This window comes from Enterococcus sp. AZ128, from assembly GCF_051714485.1.
GTDB lineage: Bacteria > Bacillota > Bacilli > Lactobacillales > Enterococcaceae > Enterococcus_A.
Genome location: NZ_JBIORZ010000003.1, coordinates 18,342 through 39,307, shown reverse-complemented (window position 1 = coordinate 39,307; position 20,966 = coordinate 18,342). Strand labels below are relative to the sequence as shown.

The following is a 20,966-nucleotide window of genomic DNA, read 5'->3' as shown; positions in this document are numbered from 1 at the left end:
AAAGTGAGGACCGCAAATCAGTAGGCTGGTTTGCCCAGCGAAGATCAAACTCAGAAATGAATACGTTAAGTAAAACTAGCTCCAAGTTAAAAAGCACAGAGGCTAGTGGAAGGATAGACGGGTTGAAATGGATTTAATATTTATGAAGAGAGGATATCATTTATGAAAATTGTAGTTATTGGCGGAGTAGCAGGAGGACCTTCATTTGCGACACGCTTGCGTCGTTTGAATGAAGAACATGAGATCGCGATTTATGAGCGAGGGGAAAATATCTCTTACGCTAGCTGTGCCTTGCCTTATTATTTAGGCGGTGTGATCGAGGAGCTGGATTCATTGATTGAACGAACACCGGAAATTTTGAAGGTGAAAAATAATATCGATGTTTTTACGACACATGAAGTACAAGTGATCGATCCAGATAAGAAGCAGCTAGTTGTTACGGATTTAAAAACGGGTGAGGAAACGACCACTGACTATGACAAATTGGTTATTTCTGCAGGTGCACGGCCAACTTTACCACCTATTAAAGGGGCAGAAGAAGCCGAAAATGGATTTGTTTTACGAAGTGTAACGGACGCGGCGGCTATTAAAACCTTTATCGATAAACATGAGCCTAAAAATGTTTTAGTTTTAGGCGCGGGGGTAATGGGATTGGAATTAGCTGAAAATTTCAAGCATCTGGGTTTAGATGTGACACTCGTTGATCAATTGCCGCAAGTTGCTTTTCCATATGATGAAGAAATTGCGGATTTAATTTATGATAAGCTGATCGAAAATGGGCTGCATGTTCATTTGAGTACACATGTAGAAGAAATCCGAGAAATAGGTAAAGAAGTAGTTTTATCGGATGGCGTGACGCTTGAGCCGGACATGATTATTTTTGCGACAGGTGTTGCACCAAATAATGAAGTAGCAAAAACAGCGGGAGTTGAACTGTCTGATGATGGTCAGATCATCGTCAACGATCAATTGGAAACGAATGTGCCGGATGTTTATGCGATCGGCGATATTATCAAAACAACCAGTGTAGTAACGGGACTGGCAACATCCAGTATGTTGTCCAGTGCTGCCAATCGGCAAGGGCACATGCTGGCGGATATGCTCAACGGAACACCTATGCGTTACCGCGGTTATATTGGTGCCGGTGTAGCGAAAATTTTTGATTATACTGCAAGCTACGCCGGCATGACTGAACATGCGTTGAAGGCGGCGGGAATCACCAATTACAAAACGATCTTTGTCACACCATTCGATCACGCGTATTTCTATCCAGGTGCGACACGTTTAAATTTGAAAATTATTTTTGATGCGACAAGCGGGAAAATTTTGGGTGGACAAGCTGTTGGAGAAAAAGGTGTTGATAAGCGCATGGGGGAATTATCTGTTGCTATTACTGGAAACCTGACAGTTTTCGATTTGCCTGATTTAGAATTGCCTTATTCGCCGCCTTATTCAACAACAAGGGATCCGTTGAATATCGCCGGCTATGTGGCGATCAATCAAATGACCAATATTGTAAAAACAATCAAAGCAGCTGATATTTCAGAAGAAGACTTAGCAAGCGCATTTTTCTTGGATATTCGTGAAGCGAATAAAGCAAAATCTGGCAGTATTGAAGCAACTAAAAATATTCCAATGAATGAGCTGCGTGATCGGATCGATGAGATCCCGAGAGATCGAAAAGTTTATATCACCTTCAGAAAAGGCCTGAACACCTATACTTCAGTGCGTATTTTAGCTGGTTTTGGAATTCCTGCGATTTTGATCGAGGAGTAGCACGATGAATGAATTTAAACAAGTCTTCAATCAAACGCAACAGTTTTTAATTTTACAAGCCTATATTGATTCACAACTTTCGACAGAAGAGTTGATGAATTTTACATTGCTAGAAACGAGTGACGAAATTCCAGCTGTTTTCTATTCTGCAGGAATTTTATTGATTCATCCAAGAGTGGATTTGGACCAATTTACCCATGAGTTTTTTTTAAGGGATCAGGCGGAAATTCGTCGCAAAGAAAATGAGTTGATCATCACTTTGCCAAAACAAAAATTACATTTTCATTTTGATCAGATAAATGAAGCAGAACAAATTGCGAATGACCTCATTTATTTATACTCAGACATCGAATAGTTGCTCTTAGAAAATCACCGTAGTAAAGTGAGAGAAGAGAGTACAAGGAGGGTTTCACAAAATGAAGAATACGCAATTTGCAATGGAAATGTTGGATCGTGCGCAAGAACGTTTTGAGGATACACTGGATCAGATGACGACAGAAGAAGCGAATCAAATGCCAGCGCCTTTGATCAAATCGGTAATTTGGCTGATGTGGCACACTGCGCGAGAGTTAGACATGCAGCTATCTGATTTGAATGGTACAGAATTCTTGTGGACAAGCGATGGATGGTCAGAAAAATTTGCTTTGGATCTACCAGATGATACTGAAGATTATCGACACACACCAGAAGAAGCAGCGAAGGTTGTTGTTGCAGATCGCCAATTAGTTTTGGATTATTTAGCGGCCAGCATTGAATTTACGAAGAATTATTTAGAAAGCTTAGATGAAAGCAATCTAGCGGATGTGATCGATACTAGTTGGAATCCGCCGGTTACTCGCCAAGTTCGTATTGTTTCAGCAATTGATGATGCCTTGATGCATTCAGGACAGGCCGTGTACACTAGGCGATTAGTTATTGGAAAATAGTTTTAGGAAAGAGGTTGTGACAGAAGTGGTCAGCTTCAAGAAATAAGAAGGAATTTCCGAAAATTGCTTCTTAAATTTTTGTGAAATTTCGGCTTATTTCCGAATGCTAGCTTTGCTTAGTGAAACTTAGCAGTAACTGTATGCGTAGTTTGCGAAGAAGAAGCTACTTCTGACACACCGTTTGTTCGGAAAAAGGACCTGTGACAAGATTTTTGTCACAGGTCCTTTTTTGACAATTCCCAAAAGACGTTCTGATTGTCAAAAGAAAATGAGAGTGGTATTCTTTTTTGTGTAAGAGGGATGGTGCACCCCTCCTAACCGCTGAATCATTCAGCTGATGGCGCCTGTTGTAAGTTAAATACTTTTAACCTTTACTTAAAGTGTGTTTAAAAGTACTTAACTTGTAACAGGCTTTTTTGCGTATTCAATTTTTGATAGCTAGCTCAGACAGTTTAGTTGATGCGCGATGTAAATGAAATCATTTTTTGAGGAGGAAAAAGAGATGTCAGTAGTAATTGAAGCAGTAAAAGCAAGAGAGATTTTTGATTCACGGGGGAACCCTACGGTTGAGGCCGACGTGGTTTTATCGGATGGGACAATGGGGCGTGCCGAAGTTCCAAGTGGTGCTTCGACTGGTGACCGTGAGGCAGTCGAGTTGCGAGATGGCGGTGATTATTTGATGGGAAAAGGTGTCTTGAAGGCGGTAAGAAACGTCAATACTGAAATCAACGATGAGTTGAAAGGTCGCTCACCATTCGATCAAGCAGAAATTGATAAAGCCATGATCGATTTAGACGGTACGCCGAATAAGGGGCGTCTTGGGGCAAATGCGATCCTTGGAGTTTCTATGGCTGTCGCGCGTGCAGCGGCTCAAAGTCAAAAGATCCCATTGTATCGTTATCTAGGCGGAGTCGATCTTGAATTACCTCAGCCGTTCTTCAATGTAATCAACGGAGGTGTTCACGCAGACTCAGGAATCGATGTTCAAGAATTCTTAATCACACCGGTAAAACGTAAGAGTTTTCGTGATGGTGTAGAAAAAGTTGCGAACACTTACCACACATTGAAGCGTGTACTTGGCAAAGAAGGATATGAAACAGCTGTTGGCGATGAAGGAGGTTTTGCGCCAAAATTAGGTAGTACCGAAGCAGCAATCGAAATGTTATATTGGGCTATTAAGGAAGCTGGTTATCTACCAGGTGAAGAAATCGCCATTGCACTGGACCCAGCATCAAGTGAATTTTACAACGATGATACGAAGAAATACAACTTTGAAGGGAAAGAAATGACTTCAGATGAAATGTTGACTTACTATCAAGATTTAGTTAATAAATATCCGGCAATCATCTCAATTGAAGATGGTTTTTCAGAACATGATTGGGATGGGTTCAAGAAAATGACTGAAACAATGAGCAATCAAATTCAACTTGTTGGTGACGATATTTTTGTAACTAATCCAACGATCTTTGCTGAAGGAATCGATAAAAAGGTCGCTAATTCGATTTTGATCAAATTGAATCAAATCGGAACTGTTTCAGAATCCATCGAAACCATCAAAATGGCGCGTGCAAATGGTTATACAACTATGATATCTCACCGTTCTGGTGAAACTGGCGATACCTTCATTGCAGATTTTGCGGTAGCCATGAACGCTGGGCAAATCAAAACAGGCTCCATGGCTCGCAGTGAACGGGTCGAAAAATATAATCAGTTCCTGCGTATTGAAGAAGAATTAGGAGGTTATGGAAGGTTAGCTCGTTTTCATAAAGCGTAAAAGGAGATACATCTGAGAATCCCGATCGTCACTATTGACGGTAGGGATTCTTACGTTTAGACTTCACTTTCCAAAAAAAGGTACATGAAATTCTAAAACATTGCACAAAATGAGAGCATTCTTTTAGTTTTATGGTTGGCAGTATTAGTTGATATATTAAATTTATCATTTTTATTGTGATAGTAAAGGGTGGCTGATACAATTCTTAAAGCACATACATCATTGTAGGTTTGGTTGTTTCTTATTTGAGTTTTTAAACGGACACGTTTTGCACAACTCAATGGAAAAAGTTCAACTTTTCTAATTGAAAGGGGTTTCTTATACTGAACGTGTAAATGATTACGCTTGCAAAAAAAGGAGAGGTGAGGATGAGAGAGGTACAAATATTGAAGGCCTTAAGAGAAAATGACTATTTAAAAATCGATCAATTGGCCCAAAAGATTGGTGTTTCATCTAGAACAATCCGTAACGATCTGCAAGGTTTATCAGACTTACAACAGGGGTTTACGATAGAAAAATCTGCTAAGTTAGGCTGTCGATTGATCATTTTAGATGAAGAAAAACTTTCAGCTTTTCTGGCGGGATTCTCTGAGGCGACGATTGAGATGCAAAAGGATCGGCTGGAGTCGTTATTGAGCCTTCTTTTAATCAATGAAGACTATCAGACCGTTAGGCAGCTAAGCGATGAATTGCTCGTTAGTGGAAGCCAAATTAAAAAGGATCTTTCAAAACTTGAATTGTATCTTAAAGGCAGTTCCTTGATCTTGGAGCGGAAAGCTCATTATGGAATTCGAATCATCAGCGAGTTGAAAAATCGGCTTTTATTGCTGCTGGATTGTTATCAGAGAGGCAATGTTAAATTACTGGAAAAATTAGGGAGGGCGTTCGATCTCGAAAAACAAAAAGATTTGAAGGATAGTCTCTATCATTTGATTAGTCATCATCAATGGGAGATCGATTATGTTGAGTTTCGACGATTAGAGGAAGAACTGTTTCTACTGCTGTTAATCAAAGAGAAGGACAAGCAAACGGAATCCCCAAACTCTTTTTTAACAGACGTATTAAAGACTATAAACTTTCCTGTACCTGTTAAAAAGGAGACTCATGATTACTTTGAAGCCAGCCTATTAGCCAAAACAAAGAAACTTGAAATATTAAGCAATAAACAATTACTAAAGGAAGAGATCGTCCATTTTTTTCAGCAGATGGATCACCAGCAGAAGACACATTTTTCGAATGATCAGGAATTTATTGATCTTGTTTATCTGCATGTGGCGGCGTTGATTGAACGGTCACGCAAAGAAGTGAATTTCAGCAATCCCTACTTGAAAGACATCAGTAAAGATTATCCAGTGATCTTTAATTTCGCGGTCATGTTTTCCAAGTGGCTGGAGGAAAAATTCGAATTAAAAATCGCATCTGATGAAATTGGCTACTTAGCGACTCATATGACAGTTCCCTATCATAAGTGGCAGCAAAAGTTGATCGAAAATATCTATCGAATCGCCGTAGTCTGTTCATCTGGCGGGGGGATGGCATATCTGGTGGAAATGAAATTGAAGCGGATTTTTCCACGTGCGAAGATCCAGACTTTTTCAATGTTTGAAATCGAAAAAATTCAAGATTATTATCCTGATTTAATCTTTTCGATCATTGAATTAACGATCGAAATTGAATGTCCAGTTATTTTGATGAGTGAGATTCAAAGTGAGCTTGATTATTTAGAAGTAAGTGAAAATCTCAGCCTATTAAAAAGTGACGAAAACTTTTCAATTGAACGCGCCTTTTTTGACTTGTTTTCAGAATCATTGTTTCGAATTGAAACGGATCGCGCCTATTCCGATATTTTGGAGGACCTGGCGGAAGAAGTAGAAGAGCAGGTCGGTTTCGCAGGGTATAAGGAATCCCTGATGGAACGCGAGAATTATTTATCAACGATCTATCAAAATGGGATCGCGATTCCCCATCCGCTAGTCATGTCAGGCAAGGAAAATCGAGTGGCGGTTTGTTTATTACCTGAAGGGATGAGGAAGACAGAGCGGACAGCAAAAATAATTTTTATGGTCTCATTAAAGGCGGAGCAATTGGACATTCATCAGATCATCTCAAAAGAGTTGAGCAAATTGATGAATCATCCAGCGGCAATTAACACGTTAGTTGAAAGTAAGGATTACCACGAATTTTACTATACATTAAAACGAGTTTTAGGAAGAAGGAATCAGAGTGAACATTGAGTTTTTGAAAAATCTTTCCAATGCTGATGGGATAGCTAGTAATGAAAAAGAGGTTCGGCAGACGATTTTATCTGAGCTGGGTGAATTGCCTTATGAGAAACAGACGGATGGACTTGGCAGCTTGATTTTTACAAAAAAAGGCAAAAGTACAAAGAGTATCATGATCTGTGGACACATGGATGAAGTGGGATTTATGGTACGAAGCATTAGTAAATTCGGACTGATTCATTTAATGGTCGTAGGCGGAGTGAAGCCGCTTGCCCAGCATTTGCAAAAAATTCGGATCACAACCTTTGATGGGAGAAAAATTAGCGGAGTCATCAATGGCGAGTATCGTGATGGCAAAACAGAAAATCTCTACTGTGATATCGGAGCAACCACTGCGGAAGAAGTTGAGGAATTAGGAATAGAAGTAGGCAATAGGGGGTGTTACGCGACCGAATTTGAAGACTTCGCAGTAGAAGATATTTATGCGGGAAAAGCCTTCGATGATCGTCTGGCCTGTTTCGTAATGGGCGAACTGATGAAGACGTTAGCTACTGAAGAATTACCGCTGACTGTGCATTTTGCCAATACAAGCAGCGAAGAAGTTGGGATTCGCGGGGCAAAGACAGCCGTACAAGCAATTAATCCGGATATTGTCTTTGTTATTGATGTGGCGACGTTCAGTACTGAATTTGTACGTGATCATACCAATCAGCGGCAAATTGGCAAAGGGCCGATTTTAACACATTTTGATCGTACCTTGGCTCCAAATCTAGAAATGATTCATTATGTTAAAGAAATAGCGAAAAAGCAAGCGATTCCGTTACAGTTGGATATGTTCAATTCTGGTGGTACTGATGGTGGTGAAGCTCACAAAGTGAATGAGGGAAAACCGACTGTTGTGACGATTTTACCTGTCCGTTATGGACATTGTGCTTATTCGATCGTAAATAAACGAGATGTCCAACAAATGATCAATCTATATGAAGGGTTAATCAAAAATTTTACAGAAGAAACGTATCACCGCATGGCGGATTTCATTTAAAGGGGCTGTCACAACATGACAAAAGAAGAACAAGAAATCGTACAATTGATCTCGATTGCTGGAGAAAGCAAAGCGAAAGCTTTCGAAGCATTAAAATGTGTAAAAACTAAGGAGTTTGATCGAGCGAAAGAGCTGATAGCAGAGTCGCGCAACTTAGATCTGGAAGCTCATAATATTCAAACTGATTTAATCAGCCGTGAATTAAATGACGAGGTGGAATCATCAAATGTTGGGCTGCTGATGGTTCACGCGCAGGACCACTATATGACGAGTCAATTAGCTAGAGATTTAATCGAAACACTGATTTCAGTGTTGCACTAAAAAAATAAACGATAAAGGGGAAAAGGATTATGAAAATTTTACTATGCTGTGCTGGAGGATTCTCTACGAATATGTTGATGCAAAATATGCGCAAGGTCGTTCAACAAAGTGCGAAATTGAATGATGCGGATTTTGATTTTACTGCGATTCCCGCAGATTCGATTGAAAGCCAAATCGATGGCTGGGATATCGTTTTAGTTGGACCTCAAATCACTCACAAAATCGATTTTATTCAGTCAATTTTGGAACCGCGAGATATTCCTTATGCAGTGATTGATAAGGATGTCTATGGACAAATGGATGGCGCGACAGTTATGAAGCTTGCGCTGGTTACCCATAAAAAACATCAACTAGCTAAACAATCTGTTTAAACATTAGTGAAAGCAGAAGGATAGACGTAGTGAAAAATAGAGTGATAACTATGAACTAGGAGGAGCATTATGTTCGCAAAATTTGAGGCTTTTATGAACCGTTTCTTCGTCCCGCTAGCTCACAAAGTCGATAACCAACGACACTTGAGTGCCATCAAAGCTGGGATGGTTGCTATGACACCATTTACCATTTTAGGAAGTTTCTTTGCTATCTTACCGGCATTGCCAAACATGTTGGGGGAATCCAATACATTTAGTCAGTTTATTCTTAATAATGCGGAATTATTTAATCTTCCAGTAACACTTTCAACGGGGCTGATTGGTCTTTACGCTTGTGCCGCGATTTCGTATAACTTAGGAAATCATTATAAGCTGTATATTCCTGGTGCTGTAACATTGTCATTATTTGGCTTTCTATTTATGACAGCCACTTTTGATGAGAACGGGATGCTGGATATCACGAACTTTGGCGCGAAAGGTCTGTTTACCGCGATGTTTGTTGCCTTGATCACGGTGGAACTATACAATTTCTGTAAAAAACGCAATTTGACGATTCGGATGCCGGAAGGAGTGCCGGACTTTGTTTCTAAATCTTTTGAATTGATTCCCGTAACATTGATTGTCGGCGGAACATTCATTATAGGCCGGTTTGCTTTGATGGAGACTGCCGGCGAGCTTCCACCAACAATCCTGACGCGTTTCTTATCACCGCTGGTTGGTTCGATGGACAATCCATGGTCCGTATTGGCGCTGAATTTCTGTATTTGCTTGATCTTCTTCTTTGGGATTCATTCATCTGTTTTCAGTCCAATTACTCGTCCGATTATGGTTGCTTTCATTGCCGAAAATATCACTGCCTTCCAAGCTGGTCAGCCAATCCCGCATTTTTACACTGCTGGTGCATCAAGTGCCTTCTTTGGATTTACAGGCTGCGGAATTTCAATTGGCTGTATTGTGGCGTGCTTGGTTTCAAAATCGAAGCGTTATCGTCAAATCGGAAAGGTTTCGTTATTTCCTGCTTTGTTTGGAATCAATGAACCGATCTTGTTTGGAGCACCGATCATTTTAAATCCGTTGATGTTCATTCCGCATGTTTTTGGCGGGGCGATCATTGGGACGTTGCCGATGTTTTTCATGCATTGGGGTTGGTTGAACAAACCAGTCTTTGACCCTCCATATGTTGGCGTCTTCTTGGAAGGTTTCTTGACAAACGGTGATTGGCGGACGATTTTGGTGAATGCGTTGCAATTAGTTCTCGCAGTAGCCATTTATGTACCATTCTTTAAGGTCATGGAACGCAACGAACTAAAAGATGAAGCGAAGAAAAAGGAACAAAAAAATATCTTCGACCAAGGCGATACGGATATCTTGGATGGATTAGATCTAGATTTCTAGAATTGGAGTGTGACAGATGAGAATTGAAAAAATCCAACAGCTGTTAATTGATTCAGATAAGGACGCGATCATTATCAAAAATCGTGAAAACAAAAAATATTTTGGTTCACTAGGCGGAAGCGGCATTTATCTGGTCGTCACGCCTTCTTCTAAGATTCAGTTTTTTGATGGACGTTATCGGCAAGAGATAAAAGATCTGACCGAAGGATTTGAAAATTTTGAAGTGCCACAAGGCAGTTACCTACCCCAAATAGTTAATTGGCTGAAGCAACAGAAAATCACAGATTTGGCGATCGAACCAAATGGTTTGTCGATCCAAGAGTATCGCAAGTTTTCTGAAGAATTTAAAGTAACGATTTGGTCGAGTCAGCTTCAGGAATTACGCGCAATTAAATCAGCAGACGAAATTCAGCTGATCACCAATGCTTGCGCAGTAACAGATGAGATTTTCGCAGAATTACTGCCGGAAATCAAAGCGGGCATGCAGGAAAATGAACTTGGAGCGTTAATCCATTATCTTTCATTAAAAAAAGGAGCCTCCGCAATGGCTTTTGATCCGATCGTGGCTAGCGGACCGCGAAGCGCGCTGCCTCATGGGCGACCAACGCAACGTGCTTTTGAACTGGGCGATTTTATCACGATCGATTTTGGAATCGTCTTAGATGATTATCAATCGGATATGACGCGAACAGTTACTCTGGGAGAACCTAACAAGGAACTAGCGTTAGTTTATCAAGTTGTAAAAGATGCTCAGCAGGCGGCTTCTGATTTTATTCGTGAGGGAGTCACTGGGCAAGAGGTCGACGCCGTAGCACGAAAAATCATTTGTGAGGCCGGATATGGTGAATATTTTAGTCATGGTTTAGGTCATGGTATTGGCATGGGCGGCGATGGCCCGATCTTGAACCCGAAGAGTCAGATGGTGCTAAAAGAAAACATGGTGATGAGTGTCGAACCGGGAATTTATCTTCCCGGTATCGGCGGTGTACGAATCGAAGATGATGTCGTGATTCAAAATGGTGTCGGGGTCCCATTGAATAAAACAACAAAAGAACTGTTAACTGTAGGTGAATGCTATGTATAATCTTGATAAAATCATTGATCGCAAACAAGGGAATGCTCGCAAATGGAGTAATCAAGTACTGAAAGAAAAATTTGGCTTGAACGAAGAGGCGATTCCAATGGATTTAGCAGATATTGATTTTGAAGTCGCTCCAGCGATCCAAGAAGCATTGATGAAACGCGCAAGTATTGGTGATTACAGTTATTCTTACGTGCCAGATGAATTTTATGGCGCGGTGATCGATTGGAATAAGCGGCGCTATGATACTGAGATTGAGAAAGAATGGATCAAACTGACTTTTGGAACGGTGTCGACGCTGCATTATATCGTGCAGGCTTATACGGAAAAAGGTGAAGGGGTGTTGATCAATACTCCGGCATACGATCCTTTCGCTGAAGCAGTCGAACACAATGAACGAAAATTATACTGCAGTTCGCTGATTAATCGCGACAATCGCTATTATCTTGATTTTGAAGATATGGAGCAGCAGATGATCGATCACGATATCAAGTTGCTCATTTTTTGCAGTCCGCAAAATCCATCCGGGCGTGTTTGGACAAAAGAGGAGCTTTTCCAATTAGCAGAATTGTGCATTCGCCACGAGGTTCTTTTGGTGTGTGATGAGATTCATCGCGATATCGTTTATAAGAATCAGAGATTTACATCGATTTGGAATGCACATCCAGAAATTTCTCATCACAGTGTTTTGTGTCTATCTCCAAACAAAGGCTTTAATCTAGGTGGGCTAAAAACTTCTTACGTGGTGATTCCAAATCCAGAAATCAGAGAAACGTTACTGCTTCAATTACAAAAGAATTCGATTACATCTCCTCATGTCTTTGCTGTACCGGCAATCGTGGCGGCTTATAATGAAAGTGAAGCATGGCTAGATGAAATGACCGATTATGTGGAAGAAAACATGAAGCTTATCTATGAGTTTTTTGCAGAAATTCCAGAGGCTAAAGTGATGCCTTCAGAGTCTTCATTTTTAGCCTGGATTGATGTACATGACTGGTTTAAAGATGAAGCAGAAATGCAGAAATTTTTCCGTCGTGCGAATTTAACGATGGTGGTTGGCAGTTACTTTGTCCAAGATGGCGAGGGTTTTGTTCGGTTGAGTATCGGAATGCCCAGAGAACTGTTGCTGGAAGCATTAAGCCGAATCAAAAAAGAATATAGCAAGAGCGTTGAACGTGTGTAAATTCATTGAAAGTCGGACCACTTCACCAAGTGTTCCGACTTTTTTGTGAGTCCGAGTTTCAGCAGGATATATTCTTCGAGAGGACATCTATTGGTTAAAAAAAAGTAGAAAGAGTATAGTCGGTTCGTATGGGAAACGAAAATAAAATGTATTTTTCTAACCTGTAGAAAAATGATTCCTATAACATGAGATAGCGGTTCTGCCACTAGAGCATCTCAGGTTTCTGTGGTACATTGGTTCAGTGTGAAACTTTTGAGGAGGATATATCCTATGCGAAATATTAAGTTAACAATTGAATACGATGGTAAACGTTATCTAGGCTGGCAACGTCTGGGAGATTCAGAGAAGACGATCCAGGGAAAAATCGAAAGTGTCATCGAGCAAATGACCAGTGAAAAGATTGAGATTATCGGTTCGGGTCGAACGGATGCAGGGGCGCATGCCAAAGGTCAAGTTGCAAATTTTAAAACAAATTCAGAAATGACCCGCAATGAGATGCTGGTATTTTTTAACCGCTATCTACCAAGTGATATTGTAGTCAAAAAGATAGAAGAAATGCCCGAACGTTTCCATGCTCGCTATAATGTGAAAGGCAAGCAATACAGCTACTATGTCTGGAATGATCCAATTCCTACGGCTTTTGAACGCTATCACAGTTTTTATTTCCCACAAACATTGGATATGGACAAAATGAATGCTGCTTGTGAGAAACTGATCGGTAAGCATGACTTTGCAGGCTTTTCAGCGTTGAAAAAGACCAAAAAATCAACGACGCGGACGATTGAAACTATCTCAATTGAACGAGAAGGCAGTATGTTGCATTTTATCTTTGTTGGTGATGGCTTCTTGCACAAAATGGTTCGTATTCTGATGGGAACGATTTTAGAAATCGGCTCTGGAAAATTGGAGCTGAAGGTAATCGATGAAATATTTGAGACTAAGGTACGAGAAAACGCTGGAGAAACAGCACCAGCGCAAGGACTTTTTCTTGATGAAGTGTATTACTAAAATTTATAGAACTAGTTTTGAACGCTGAAATGTTCAAAACTAGTTTTTTATTTACCTCTTCATTAGACAGGATGTTCCTATTCGTCACTATTTTTTCTATGTTCACTTGTAAAAAATTGTGTTGCATTCTGGCTTGTGAGATGTTAAAAACAAGCTAACAACTCTTTGAAGGAGAAAATTATGAGAATTGATACTATTTTTGAATGTTTACATAAATTCCATCAGTTTAATGAACTCACCTTGAACAACTTAAAGGGGTGTACGGTAAAAGATATTTGTGAGGCTACTGGCTACGCTCGAACGGCGGTTAGTGAAGATTTATCAAAATTAACGAGCAGTCATCAAGTCATCAAAGTCAAATCACGCCCGGTATTGTTTTTTGCGCGGTTAGTTTTAGAAAAGACCTTTCTTTTTTCTCCTCCAAAAGATGAATACGCTTCACTTGGGGAGTTAGAAATGGAACTTCGCGAAGCAATGGAGAAGAAGGAGCAGCAGAAACAAGAATTTCGCAACAATCCGTTTTCAAAAGTAATCGGCTATGATGGAAGCCTAGCAGATAGCATAAAAAAATTGAAGGCGGCTGTTTTATATCCGCCCAAAGGGTTGAACATTATGCTGACGGGAGAATCAGGTGTAGGGAAAACGTTATTGGCAGAGCATCTGCATGAATTTTTTGAGGCAAAAACAGAGCAGAAAGTTCCTTTTATTTATTTTAACTGTGCTGAATATTTCAACAATCCGGAATTATTGACGTCCCATTTGTTTGGCTATAAAAAGGGCAGTTTTACGGGAGCGGATAATGATCATCAGGGATTGGTAGAATTGGCAGACGGAGGTTTCTTCTTTTTGGATGAGGTTCATCGGCTGACCAATGAAGGGCAAGAGAAATTGTTTACCTTATTAGACAAAGGTTATTTCACACGAATGGGTGAAGCAGAAAATCAGCGTCATGTCTCAATCAAGTTTGTTTTTGCTACGACAGAGGAATTGGAAAAGACTTTTTTGAAAACATTTTTGCGTCGAATACCGGTAAATTTACATATACCTAGTTTGTCTGAACGATCAATCAAAGAAAAGATACAGCTAATCCTGACTTTTTTTATGGAAGAGAGTCAGGGCATTCAAAAAGATATTTCTATTTCTTACAATACGTTGAAATATCTCGTTTTCTCCAAATACAAAGCAAATGTCGGGGAACTGAAGTCAGAAATCCAGTTTATTTGTGCGCAGGCGTATTTAGATGCGATCGACTATGAGATTCAAGGATTGGTCATCGATGTCCCATTGGGAATGCTGGATGAAAATACGGTAGATACGAAGGATATTGTTGTATTAAATGAGTACGTTCCTAGTCGAGGGATCAATATTCAACATGACTATTTTTATCCTCATGTGGAACAGCTGCTGCAAGTAAAAGATAAGCAGAATGATCGTTTTTATAATTTCTTATTAAAGGAATACGCTGATCTTAAGAATGTAAATATTTCTTCTAAAGATGCGGTAGCCATGATGCAGAATAAGCTGGATCAGCTTTACGATATGGATCTCTTCAGCCAAACGTTTTCAAAAGATCATGACATAGATGAGCAGTTCTATGAACAAATTAATCAAATCATTCACTATATTGAACAAGAGTTAGGAATTCTTCTGCCTGAGCATTTGAAGGATGTGTTAGCGGCTCATATTTATTCCAGTGTTTTTTACTCAGCGCAGATAAACGAAGATTTTTTTGATCTGACAAGTAATATTTTTTCGGGGAAGATTGAGAATTATCAGCTGGCAGAGAAAATCGTTGACCATATTGAGACTTATTTTGCCTTGAAACTGCCGAATACGGAAATTATTTTTTATGATTTATTCATTCGTAAAATAAAAGCGACGGATCGCCGTTATGAATTAGATGAAAAATGCGGCATTGTCGTGGTGGCTCACGGGAGCGCGACAGCCTCCAGCATGGTAGAGTACACAAATGTTCTATTTTCGACTAGTCTAATGAATTCTGTTAATATGCCGATTAATCAGTCGGTGGAAGAAACCCTGGACAAGGTTCGACAGGTAGTGCGGGACAATGGGTACAGCAAGTTGATTCTTATGGTTGATATCGGTTCGTTAGTCTATTTCGGCAATGTGCTTAGTAAAGAATTTCAAATCGAAGTGCTTTTGATCAGCAACATCAATTTACTGACATTACTGGAAGTAGCTCGGGAAGCGATTTATGAATCGACGAATTTTGAATACCTCTTGCCAGTTTTAAAGGAGAAGAATCATAAAGCGCTCATTTGTCGTAAAGGTAATTTTGAAGACTCTAAGGTTTTGGTTATTTCTTGTCTAACAGGTTTAGGTACGGCACTAAAAATTGAAAAATTGCTGCTAAATACCTTTCCGCAAGAATTACTGACCAATGTGAGAATCATCACACTGGAGAAAAAAGAATTGGAAGATCTTAGCCGCCTGCTTTCCTTTGTTCACGAGGATGAGAAATTAGTCGGGATCATCGGGACAGTGAAGACTGAAATTCCTGATATCCCGTTTGTTTCACTGGATAATTTATTGTCGGATCAAGGGATTAGATTAGTGTTTCAAATGTTAGGCTTTGATCTAGCTAAAGATGAAAATCAGGCAGTCTTAAAAAAGGTCTCAGCTAAATATATTCAGGGATTATCGATCGAAGCCATTACAGATTTATTGAGTATTTTAAATCCTAAAAGTATTACGATTGAATTATCAAAAATTTATTCGGATATTTGTATGCAGACTAAAAAGAAAAGTGATGAAAAACGACTTCTGCGTTTCATCATTCACTGCGCCTGTATGATTGAACGGCAAATTCAACATCCAGAATATGATCATACTTCTTATGAACTGTCATATCGTGAGCTGCCGGAGCTGGCATCTGTCATAAAAATGGCCTTCCGACCGATCGAAGTGTCATATAATGTCATCATTCCACCGTTGGAAGTGAAATACATTTATGATTTGCTGTTTGAAGTCACTGTATAAACCGCGGTAAATAGCCCTTTTTTTAAAGGGTTATTTTTTTGGCACAGCATTTGCTTTATAAAAGGTGAAGGCAATGTCCGAATGTCAGTCCAACTCCTTAACTCGAAAAAAGCAGCATAGATAAGTATAGGAGATTTTTACGTAAAAAAATTAAAACCATACTTGTGAATTCGCTTAATGATAAGGAGTCTGTTTGGTTGGATAGTATAGGACATGAATAGCTTAAGATGAATAAGGAGTGAGGGTATGGAGAAAGAACCGATTTTGATTTTGACTCATAATGGATGGGGGTTAGAGCTTTTAAAAAGTGTCCAAATGATTGTTGGAGAGATTCATAATGTTTATGAAGTTGCTTTGAATGCGGAAGACTCTTTGCCAGATTATCTAGAACGGGTCAAAGCACAAATTGAACAATTAAAATGGCACGATAAATTACTGATTCTAACGGATATCAAAGGCGGAACACCTAGTAATGTCGCGTTGCGCTTATCAAAGGATTATGAAGTTGCAGCGATTTCGGGGCTATGTGCTTCTATGTTATTGGAGGCAGTAATGAAACAAGATAACGGAGGATTTACACGAGAGTCGGCGCAAGAAATTCATAAGGCTGTCATCGATAGTTGTCAACTATTGGAATTACCTATAAAAAAGTAAAGGATGAGAAAAATGTCAAAAATCGTATTAGCTAGAGTAGATAGTCGCTTGATTCACGGTCAAGTTGTGACTAAATGGCTGCAGCAATCGGCAGCTAATGAAATTATCGTAGTAAGTGATGAGCTGGAGCAAGATGAATTTTTACAAAGTATTTATCTGATGGCGGCTCCTCCAGGTGTAGAGGTCATCATCAAAAGTATAGAGTCTGTCAAAGAGTATTGGGAGAATGAAGCGGCAGCTAAAAATAGTAAAGTGCTGTTTTTGGTCCCAGATTTGATGACACTGCGGGAAATGGTTGAAGTCGGAGTTGTCAAAGAGGCCATTCAAGTTGGCGGACTTGGTGGTGGCCCTAGTCGTAAAAACGTAGTGAAAAATATTAATCTCTCAGAAGAAGACGTTGAGATTTTAGAAGGGCTTTTAGCCAAAAATATGGAAGTTTATTTCCAAGCTATTCCAGAAGAAACACCAGTACCGATTCAAAAACTAATTGAAAAGTATAAAATATTGTAGAAAAAGGATGTGAGTTCAACACTTTTCAGTTGCTTGATTGAACAAAGACAATAAAAAAGAAAAAACATAATCATCAAAGAACAGCAAGTTGAATCGTATACGGCTTGAAAATCGAACTTATTTTTCTGAAGGAAAAATAAATACATGAATAAGAAAAAGGAGTGTTCAAATTATGGGTGTTCTAGGTATTTCAATTGTGATGGGGTTATACTATTGGTTTGCTCGGCTGCGTTTCGGCTATACCTTTTCAGGAATGCTGTCTCAACCTCTTTCTGCGGCTTTGATTGCGGGGATTGCGACAGGTAAATTATCAGAAGCGATGGTGATTGGAGCGGGGATTCAGCTGGTCTATTTGGGTGTAACATCTACACCAGGCGGAAATGTTCCCAGTGATCCGGCTTTAGCTTCTGCGATTGCGATTCCGATTGCTTTGGGAGTCGGCATGAATGCGGAAGCAGCGATTGCTTTAGCGGTTCCTTTTGGTGTGTTAGGCGTATTTATGGATCAGCTTCGACGGACGGTCAATGCGACATGGGTTCATATGGCGGACAAATATGCAGAGGATTTAAATTATTCTGGCATTTATCGAGCTGCTTTTTTGTATCCTGCACTTGCTGGTTTTGTTATTCGTTTTCCTCTTGTATTTGCTGCAAATTTCTTTGGCCAGTCGATCGTCAATCAGGTTTTAGATGTGATTCCAGAATGGTTGATGCACGGATTTGAAGTGATGGGCGGCATTTTACCAGCGCTTGGATTTGCATTAACGATTATGGTTATCGGGAAGAAACATTTGATTCCTTATTTCTTGATCGGATTTGTCGCAGTTGTATACTTCGGCGCAGAAGTGATGGCTGTCGCGATTATTGGTGTCTGTATTGCATTCTTAGTGAGGAACAAAGCATTAGAAGAGGAGGCGGCAGCATAATGGAACAAATGACAGAGAAAAATGAACAACAATTAGAACAAAAGAAAATTACTAAAAAGGAATTGTCTCGATCATTTTGGATCTACCAGTTAGGTTGTGAGTTATCTAATTCGTATGAGCGGCTGCAGAGTTTGGTCTTTTGTGCTTCAATGATCCCAGCTGTCAAAAAATTGTATGCGGACGATGAAGATGCGCAAAGAGAAGCATTGAAACGTCACTTAAATTTCTTTAATACAGAAGGAACAATCGGCTCCTCTATTCAAGGAATCGTTATTGCGATGGAAGAGGAAAAATCTAACGGGGCAGCGATTACGGATACAGCAATCACTTCAATTAAGACTGGTTTGATGGGACCTTTGGCTGGAATTGGGGACTCGATTATTTGGGCGGCGGTTATGCCTTTGATCATCTCGATTTTTATTCCAATGGCTTCAAGCGGAAATGCGATTGGCGGGATTGGCCCGATTGTTATCTATACAGCAGTTACGATGTATATCAGCTGGTTATTGATCAATAAATCGTATAGTTTAGGACGTAATTCGATTTTAAGCTTATTGAAGGATGGGAAGATCAAGCAGGTGATTTATGCGGCAAATGTTTTAGGAATGATGATGATGGGTGCTTTAAGTGCCAGCTATGTAAACATTGTCAGTCCAATGAAATTTAAAGTACCTGGCGGGGCAACGATCATTTTACAAGATATTTTTGATCAGATCGTTAAAGGATTATTACCATTGACAGCAGTGTTTGCCATTTATTTCTTTATGGTCAAAAAAGGACCTAGGTACGGCATTATTATCGGAACGATCGTTATCATCAGTATTGTCGCTTCATTCTTCGGATTATTATAAAAAGTTATCGAGGGTGTAAAAATGATCAGTTATGAAAAATTTGGTTTAAAAGAAGTAATCAACGCTTCTGGACGAATGACGATTTTAGGCGTCTCAAAGGTATCAAAAAATGTTTTAGAGGCTCAACGTTTTGGCGGTGAACATTTTTTTGAGATGAGTGATTTAATGATTCAAACGGGAAAATATCTTGCAGAACTGCTGCAAACAGAGGATGCTCAGATCGTTTCTTCGGCTTCGGCTGGGATCGCTCAGTCTGTTGCGGCGATGATTGGAAGAGGGGATTTGTATCACGTCTATCATCCGTATACGTCTAAGATAACGAAGAGAGAGATCATTATTCCTAAAGGCCACAATGTTGATTATGGCACGCCGGTGGAAGTGATGATTCAACAAGGCGGTGGAAAAGTTGTCGAGGCAGGCTATGCCAATATGTGTTCGATAGAGCATCTTGAGAGGATGATAACACCAGAAACGGCTGCGATTTTGTATATAAAAAGCCATCATACTGTTCAAAAAAGTATGTTGAGTGTTGCAGAAGCGGCTAAAATGGCAGAGAAACATGAGCTTCCATTGATTGTTGATGCCGCTGCTGAAGAGGACCTTTTTAAATATACACAGTCAGGTGCGGATCTTGTTATTTACTCTGGAGCAAAGGCGATCGAAGGACCTAGTGCAGGGTTAGTCATTGGCAAAAGTCAATATGTGGAATGGACGAGGCTGCAAGGCAAAGGGATCGGTCGAGCAATGAAAATCGGCAAGGATAACATCTTAGGATTTACACAAGCAGTCGCCGATTATTTATCTGATGGAACTGAATCTGGTGAGGAGTTGAAACAACGATTGGTTCCGTTTGTTTCAGCAGTCAATCAAATTACTAATTTAGAATCGAAAGTTGTACAGGATGGTGCCGGACGGGATATTTATCGCGCGAGTGTGAAAGTAACTGGAAAAAAATCAGCTTTAGCTGTAATCAATGAGTTGAAAGAAGAAAACCCAGCAATCTACACACGTGAATACCAAGCGAATAATGGAATCGTTGAATTTGACGTTCGTTCTGTTAATGAACAAGAGCTAGAAAAAATTGTTCAACGTTTGCAGGAAATCATGAGATAAAGGAGAGACGGTATGTCATTAACACCAAACTATTTAGAAGAGCGTATTTGTTTGAATGTTTTAGCTCATTCGGTCGAAAATGCCAAGGAATGCTACGAGGCCGCTGAAGGACATGTAGTATTAGGCGTATTATCAAAAAACTACACTAGTGATGAGCTGGCAGTCGAAGACATGAAATTGTATCAGGCAGCAACTAATAATGCATTATCTGTTGGATTAGGTGCTGGAGACCCAAATCAAAGTCAAATGGTTTCTCGTATTTCAGCTATTTTACAACCGCAACATGTGAATCAAGTGTTTACCGGAGTGGGGACTTCGCGAGCACTTTTAGGGCAAGCTGACACGATTGTGAATGGTTTAGTTTCACCGACTGGAAAAGTTGGGTATGTCAATATTGCGACGGGACCACTGAGTTCAAGAGCGCCAGAAGCAGTTGTACCGATTGAAACGGCAATTAAATTGTTAAAGGATATGGGCGGTAGCTCAGTGAAGTATTTTCCTATGAAGGGACTGGCACATAAAGAAGAATACCGAGCTGTTGCTGAGGCTTGTGCTAAATATGATTTTTATTTAGAGCCTACAGGTGGAATTGATTTGTCGAATGTGGAAGAAATCGTTCAAATCGCTGTTGATGCTGGAGTGAAAAAAATCATTCCTCATATCTATAGCTCGATCATTGATTCTGAGACAGGAGATACGAAACCAGAAGATGTTAAAACGTTATTGGAGATAATGAAAAAGATATTGAATGTTCATTCTTAAAAAAAAGGAACTGTGACAAAAGTCTTGTCACAGTTCCTTTTTCCGAACAAAC

Annotated in this window: 19 protein-coding genes and 1 riboswitch; all 19 genes read left to right on the top strand. The window is 39.8% G+C overall.

Going from position 1 to position 20,966, the window contains the following annotated elements:
* Positions 1-162 precede the first annotated feature (162 nt).
* The 19 genes from IGI38_RS18990 to dagF all read left to right on the top strand — a co-directional run bounded on the left by IGI38_RS18990 (position 163) and on the right by dagF (position 20,914).
* Positions 163-1,776, top strand: a complete 1,614-nt coding sequence (locus IGI38_RS18990) for an FAD-dependent oxidoreductase (protein ID WP_438733438.1) — start codon at positions 163-165, stop codon at positions 1,774-1,776.
* 4 nt (positions 1,777-1,780) lie between these two features.
* Positions 1,781-2,131 carry a hypothetical protein gene (locus IGI38_RS18985; RefSeq protein ID WP_438733437.1) on the top strand — a complete coding sequence of 117 codons (351 nt, stop codon included), beginning with the start codon at positions 1,781-1,783 and terminating at the stop codon, positions 2,129-2,131.
* Between the two features lie 61 nt (positions 2,132-2,192).
* Complete coding sequence (locus IGI38_RS18980; RefSeq protein WP_438733436.1) at positions 2,193-2,702, top strand: DinB family protein; 510 nt, start codon at positions 2,193-2,195, stop codon at positions 2,700-2,702.
* A 287-nt stretch (positions 2,703-2,989) separates the two neighbouring features.
* Positions 2,990-3,056: riboswitch (Fluoride riboswitch) on the top strand.
* A 148-nt stretch (positions 3,057-3,204) separates the two neighbouring features.
* Positions 3,205-4,476, top strand: a complete 1,272-nt coding sequence (eno, locus tag IGI38_RS18975; protein WP_438733435.1) for a phosphopyruvate hydratase — start codon at positions 3,205-3,207, stop codon at positions 4,474-4,476.
* 368 nt (positions 4,477-4,844) lie between these two features.
* Positions 4,845-6,710, top strand: a complete 1,866-nt coding sequence (locus IGI38_RS18970) for a BglG family transcription antiterminator (RefSeq protein WP_438733434.1) — start codon at positions 4,845-4,847, stop codon at positions 6,708-6,710.
* Entirely contained in the window at positions 6,700-7,740 is a 1,041-nt protein-coding gene (gene ypdE / locus IGI38_RS18965) for an aminopeptidase (protein ID WP_438733433.1), read from the top strand. Before IGI38_RS18970 ends, ypdE begins: the two co-directional genes overlap by 11 nt.
* 15 nt (positions 7,741-7,755) lie before the next feature.
* Positions 7,756-8,061, top strand: coding sequence for a PTS lactose/cellobiose transporter subunit IIA (locus IGI38_RS18960; protein ID WP_438733432.1), 306 nt, complete (start codon positions 7,756-7,758; stop codon positions 8,059-8,061).
* A 29-nt stretch (positions 8,062-8,090) separates the two neighbouring features.
* Complete coding sequence (locus IGI38_RS18955; protein WP_438733431.1) at positions 8,091-8,432, top strand: PTS sugar transporter subunit IIB; 342 nt, start codon at positions 8,091-8,093, stop codon at positions 8,430-8,432.
* Positions 8,433-8,501: 69 nt separating this feature from the next.
* On the top strand, positions 8,502-9,827 hold the full coding sequence (locus tag IGI38_RS18950) for a PTS sugar transporter subunit IIC (protein WP_438733430.1): 1,326 nt from the start codon (positions 8,502-8,504) through the stop codon (positions 9,825-9,827).
* A 16-nt stretch (positions 9,828-9,843) separates the two neighbouring features.
* A complete protein-coding gene (locus IGI38_RS18945) occupies positions 9,844-10,911 on the top strand; it encodes a M24 family metallopeptidase (RefSeq protein ID WP_438733429.1) in 1,068 nt (355 codons plus the stop codon).
* Positions 10,904-12,091, top strand: a complete 1,188-nt coding sequence (locus IGI38_RS18940; RefSeq protein WP_438733428.1) for a MalY/PatB family protein — start codon at positions 10,904-10,906, stop codon at positions 12,089-12,091. Before IGI38_RS18945 ends, IGI38_RS18940 begins: the two co-directional genes overlap by 8 nt.
* Before the next feature lie 270 nt (positions 12,092-12,361).
* Positions 12,362-13,099 (top strand): tRNA pseudouridine(38-40) synthase TruA, encoded by a 738-nt coding sequence (gene truA / locus IGI38_RS18935; RefSeq protein ID WP_438733427.1) that lies wholly within the window; start codon positions 12,362-12,364, stop codon positions 13,097-13,099.
* Between the two features lie 180 nt (positions 13,100-13,279).
* A complete protein-coding gene (locus IGI38_RS18930; protein WP_438733426.1) occupies positions 13,280-16,099 on the top strand; it encodes a sigma 54-interacting transcriptional regulator in 2,820 nt (939 codons plus the stop codon).
* Between the two features lie 246 nt (positions 16,100-16,345).
* Positions 16,346-16,753 carry a PTS sugar transporter subunit IIA gene (locus IGI38_RS18925; protein ID WP_438733425.1) on the top strand — a complete coding sequence of 136 codons (408 nt, stop codon included), beginning with the start codon at positions 16,346-16,348 and terminating at the stop codon, positions 16,751-16,753.
* A 12-nt stretch (positions 16,754-16,765) separates the two neighbouring features.
* Positions 16,766-17,263 carry a PTS system mannose/fructose/N-acetylgalactosamine-transporter subunit IIB gene (locus tag IGI38_RS18920; protein ID WP_438733424.1) on the top strand — a complete coding sequence of 166 codons (498 nt, stop codon included), beginning with the start codon at positions 16,766-16,768 and terminating at the stop codon, positions 17,261-17,263.
* Positions 17,264-17,435: 172 nt separating this feature from the next.
* Positions 17,436-18,188 (top strand): PTS mannose/fructose/sorbose/N-acetylgalactosamine transporter subunit IIC, encoded by a 753-nt coding sequence (locus tag IGI38_RS18915; RefSeq protein WP_438733423.1) that lies wholly within the window; start codon positions 17,436-17,438, stop codon positions 18,186-18,188.
* Positions 18,188-19,039: a PTS system mannose/fructose/sorbose family transporter subunit IID gene (locus tag IGI38_RS18910; RefSeq protein WP_438733422.1), complete on the top strand. Its 852-nt coding sequence runs from the start codon at positions 18,188-18,190 to the stop codon at positions 19,037-19,039. Before IGI38_RS18915 ends, IGI38_RS18910 begins: the two co-directional genes overlap by 1 nt.
* Positions 19,040-19,060: 21 nt before the next feature.
* Entirely contained in the window at positions 19,061-20,152 is a 1,092-nt protein-coding gene (locus IGI38_RS18905) for a DgaE family pyridoxal phosphate-dependent ammonia lyase (protein ID WP_438733421.1), read from the top strand.
* 12 nt (positions 20,153-20,164) lie between these two features.
* Complete coding sequence (gene dagF / locus IGI38_RS18900) at positions 20,165-20,914, top strand: 2-dehydro-3-deoxy-phosphogluconate aldolase (RefSeq protein WP_438733420.1); 750 nt, start codon at positions 20,165-20,167, stop codon at positions 20,912-20,914.
* The last annotated feature ends 52 nt before the right edge of the window (positions 20,915-20,966 follow it).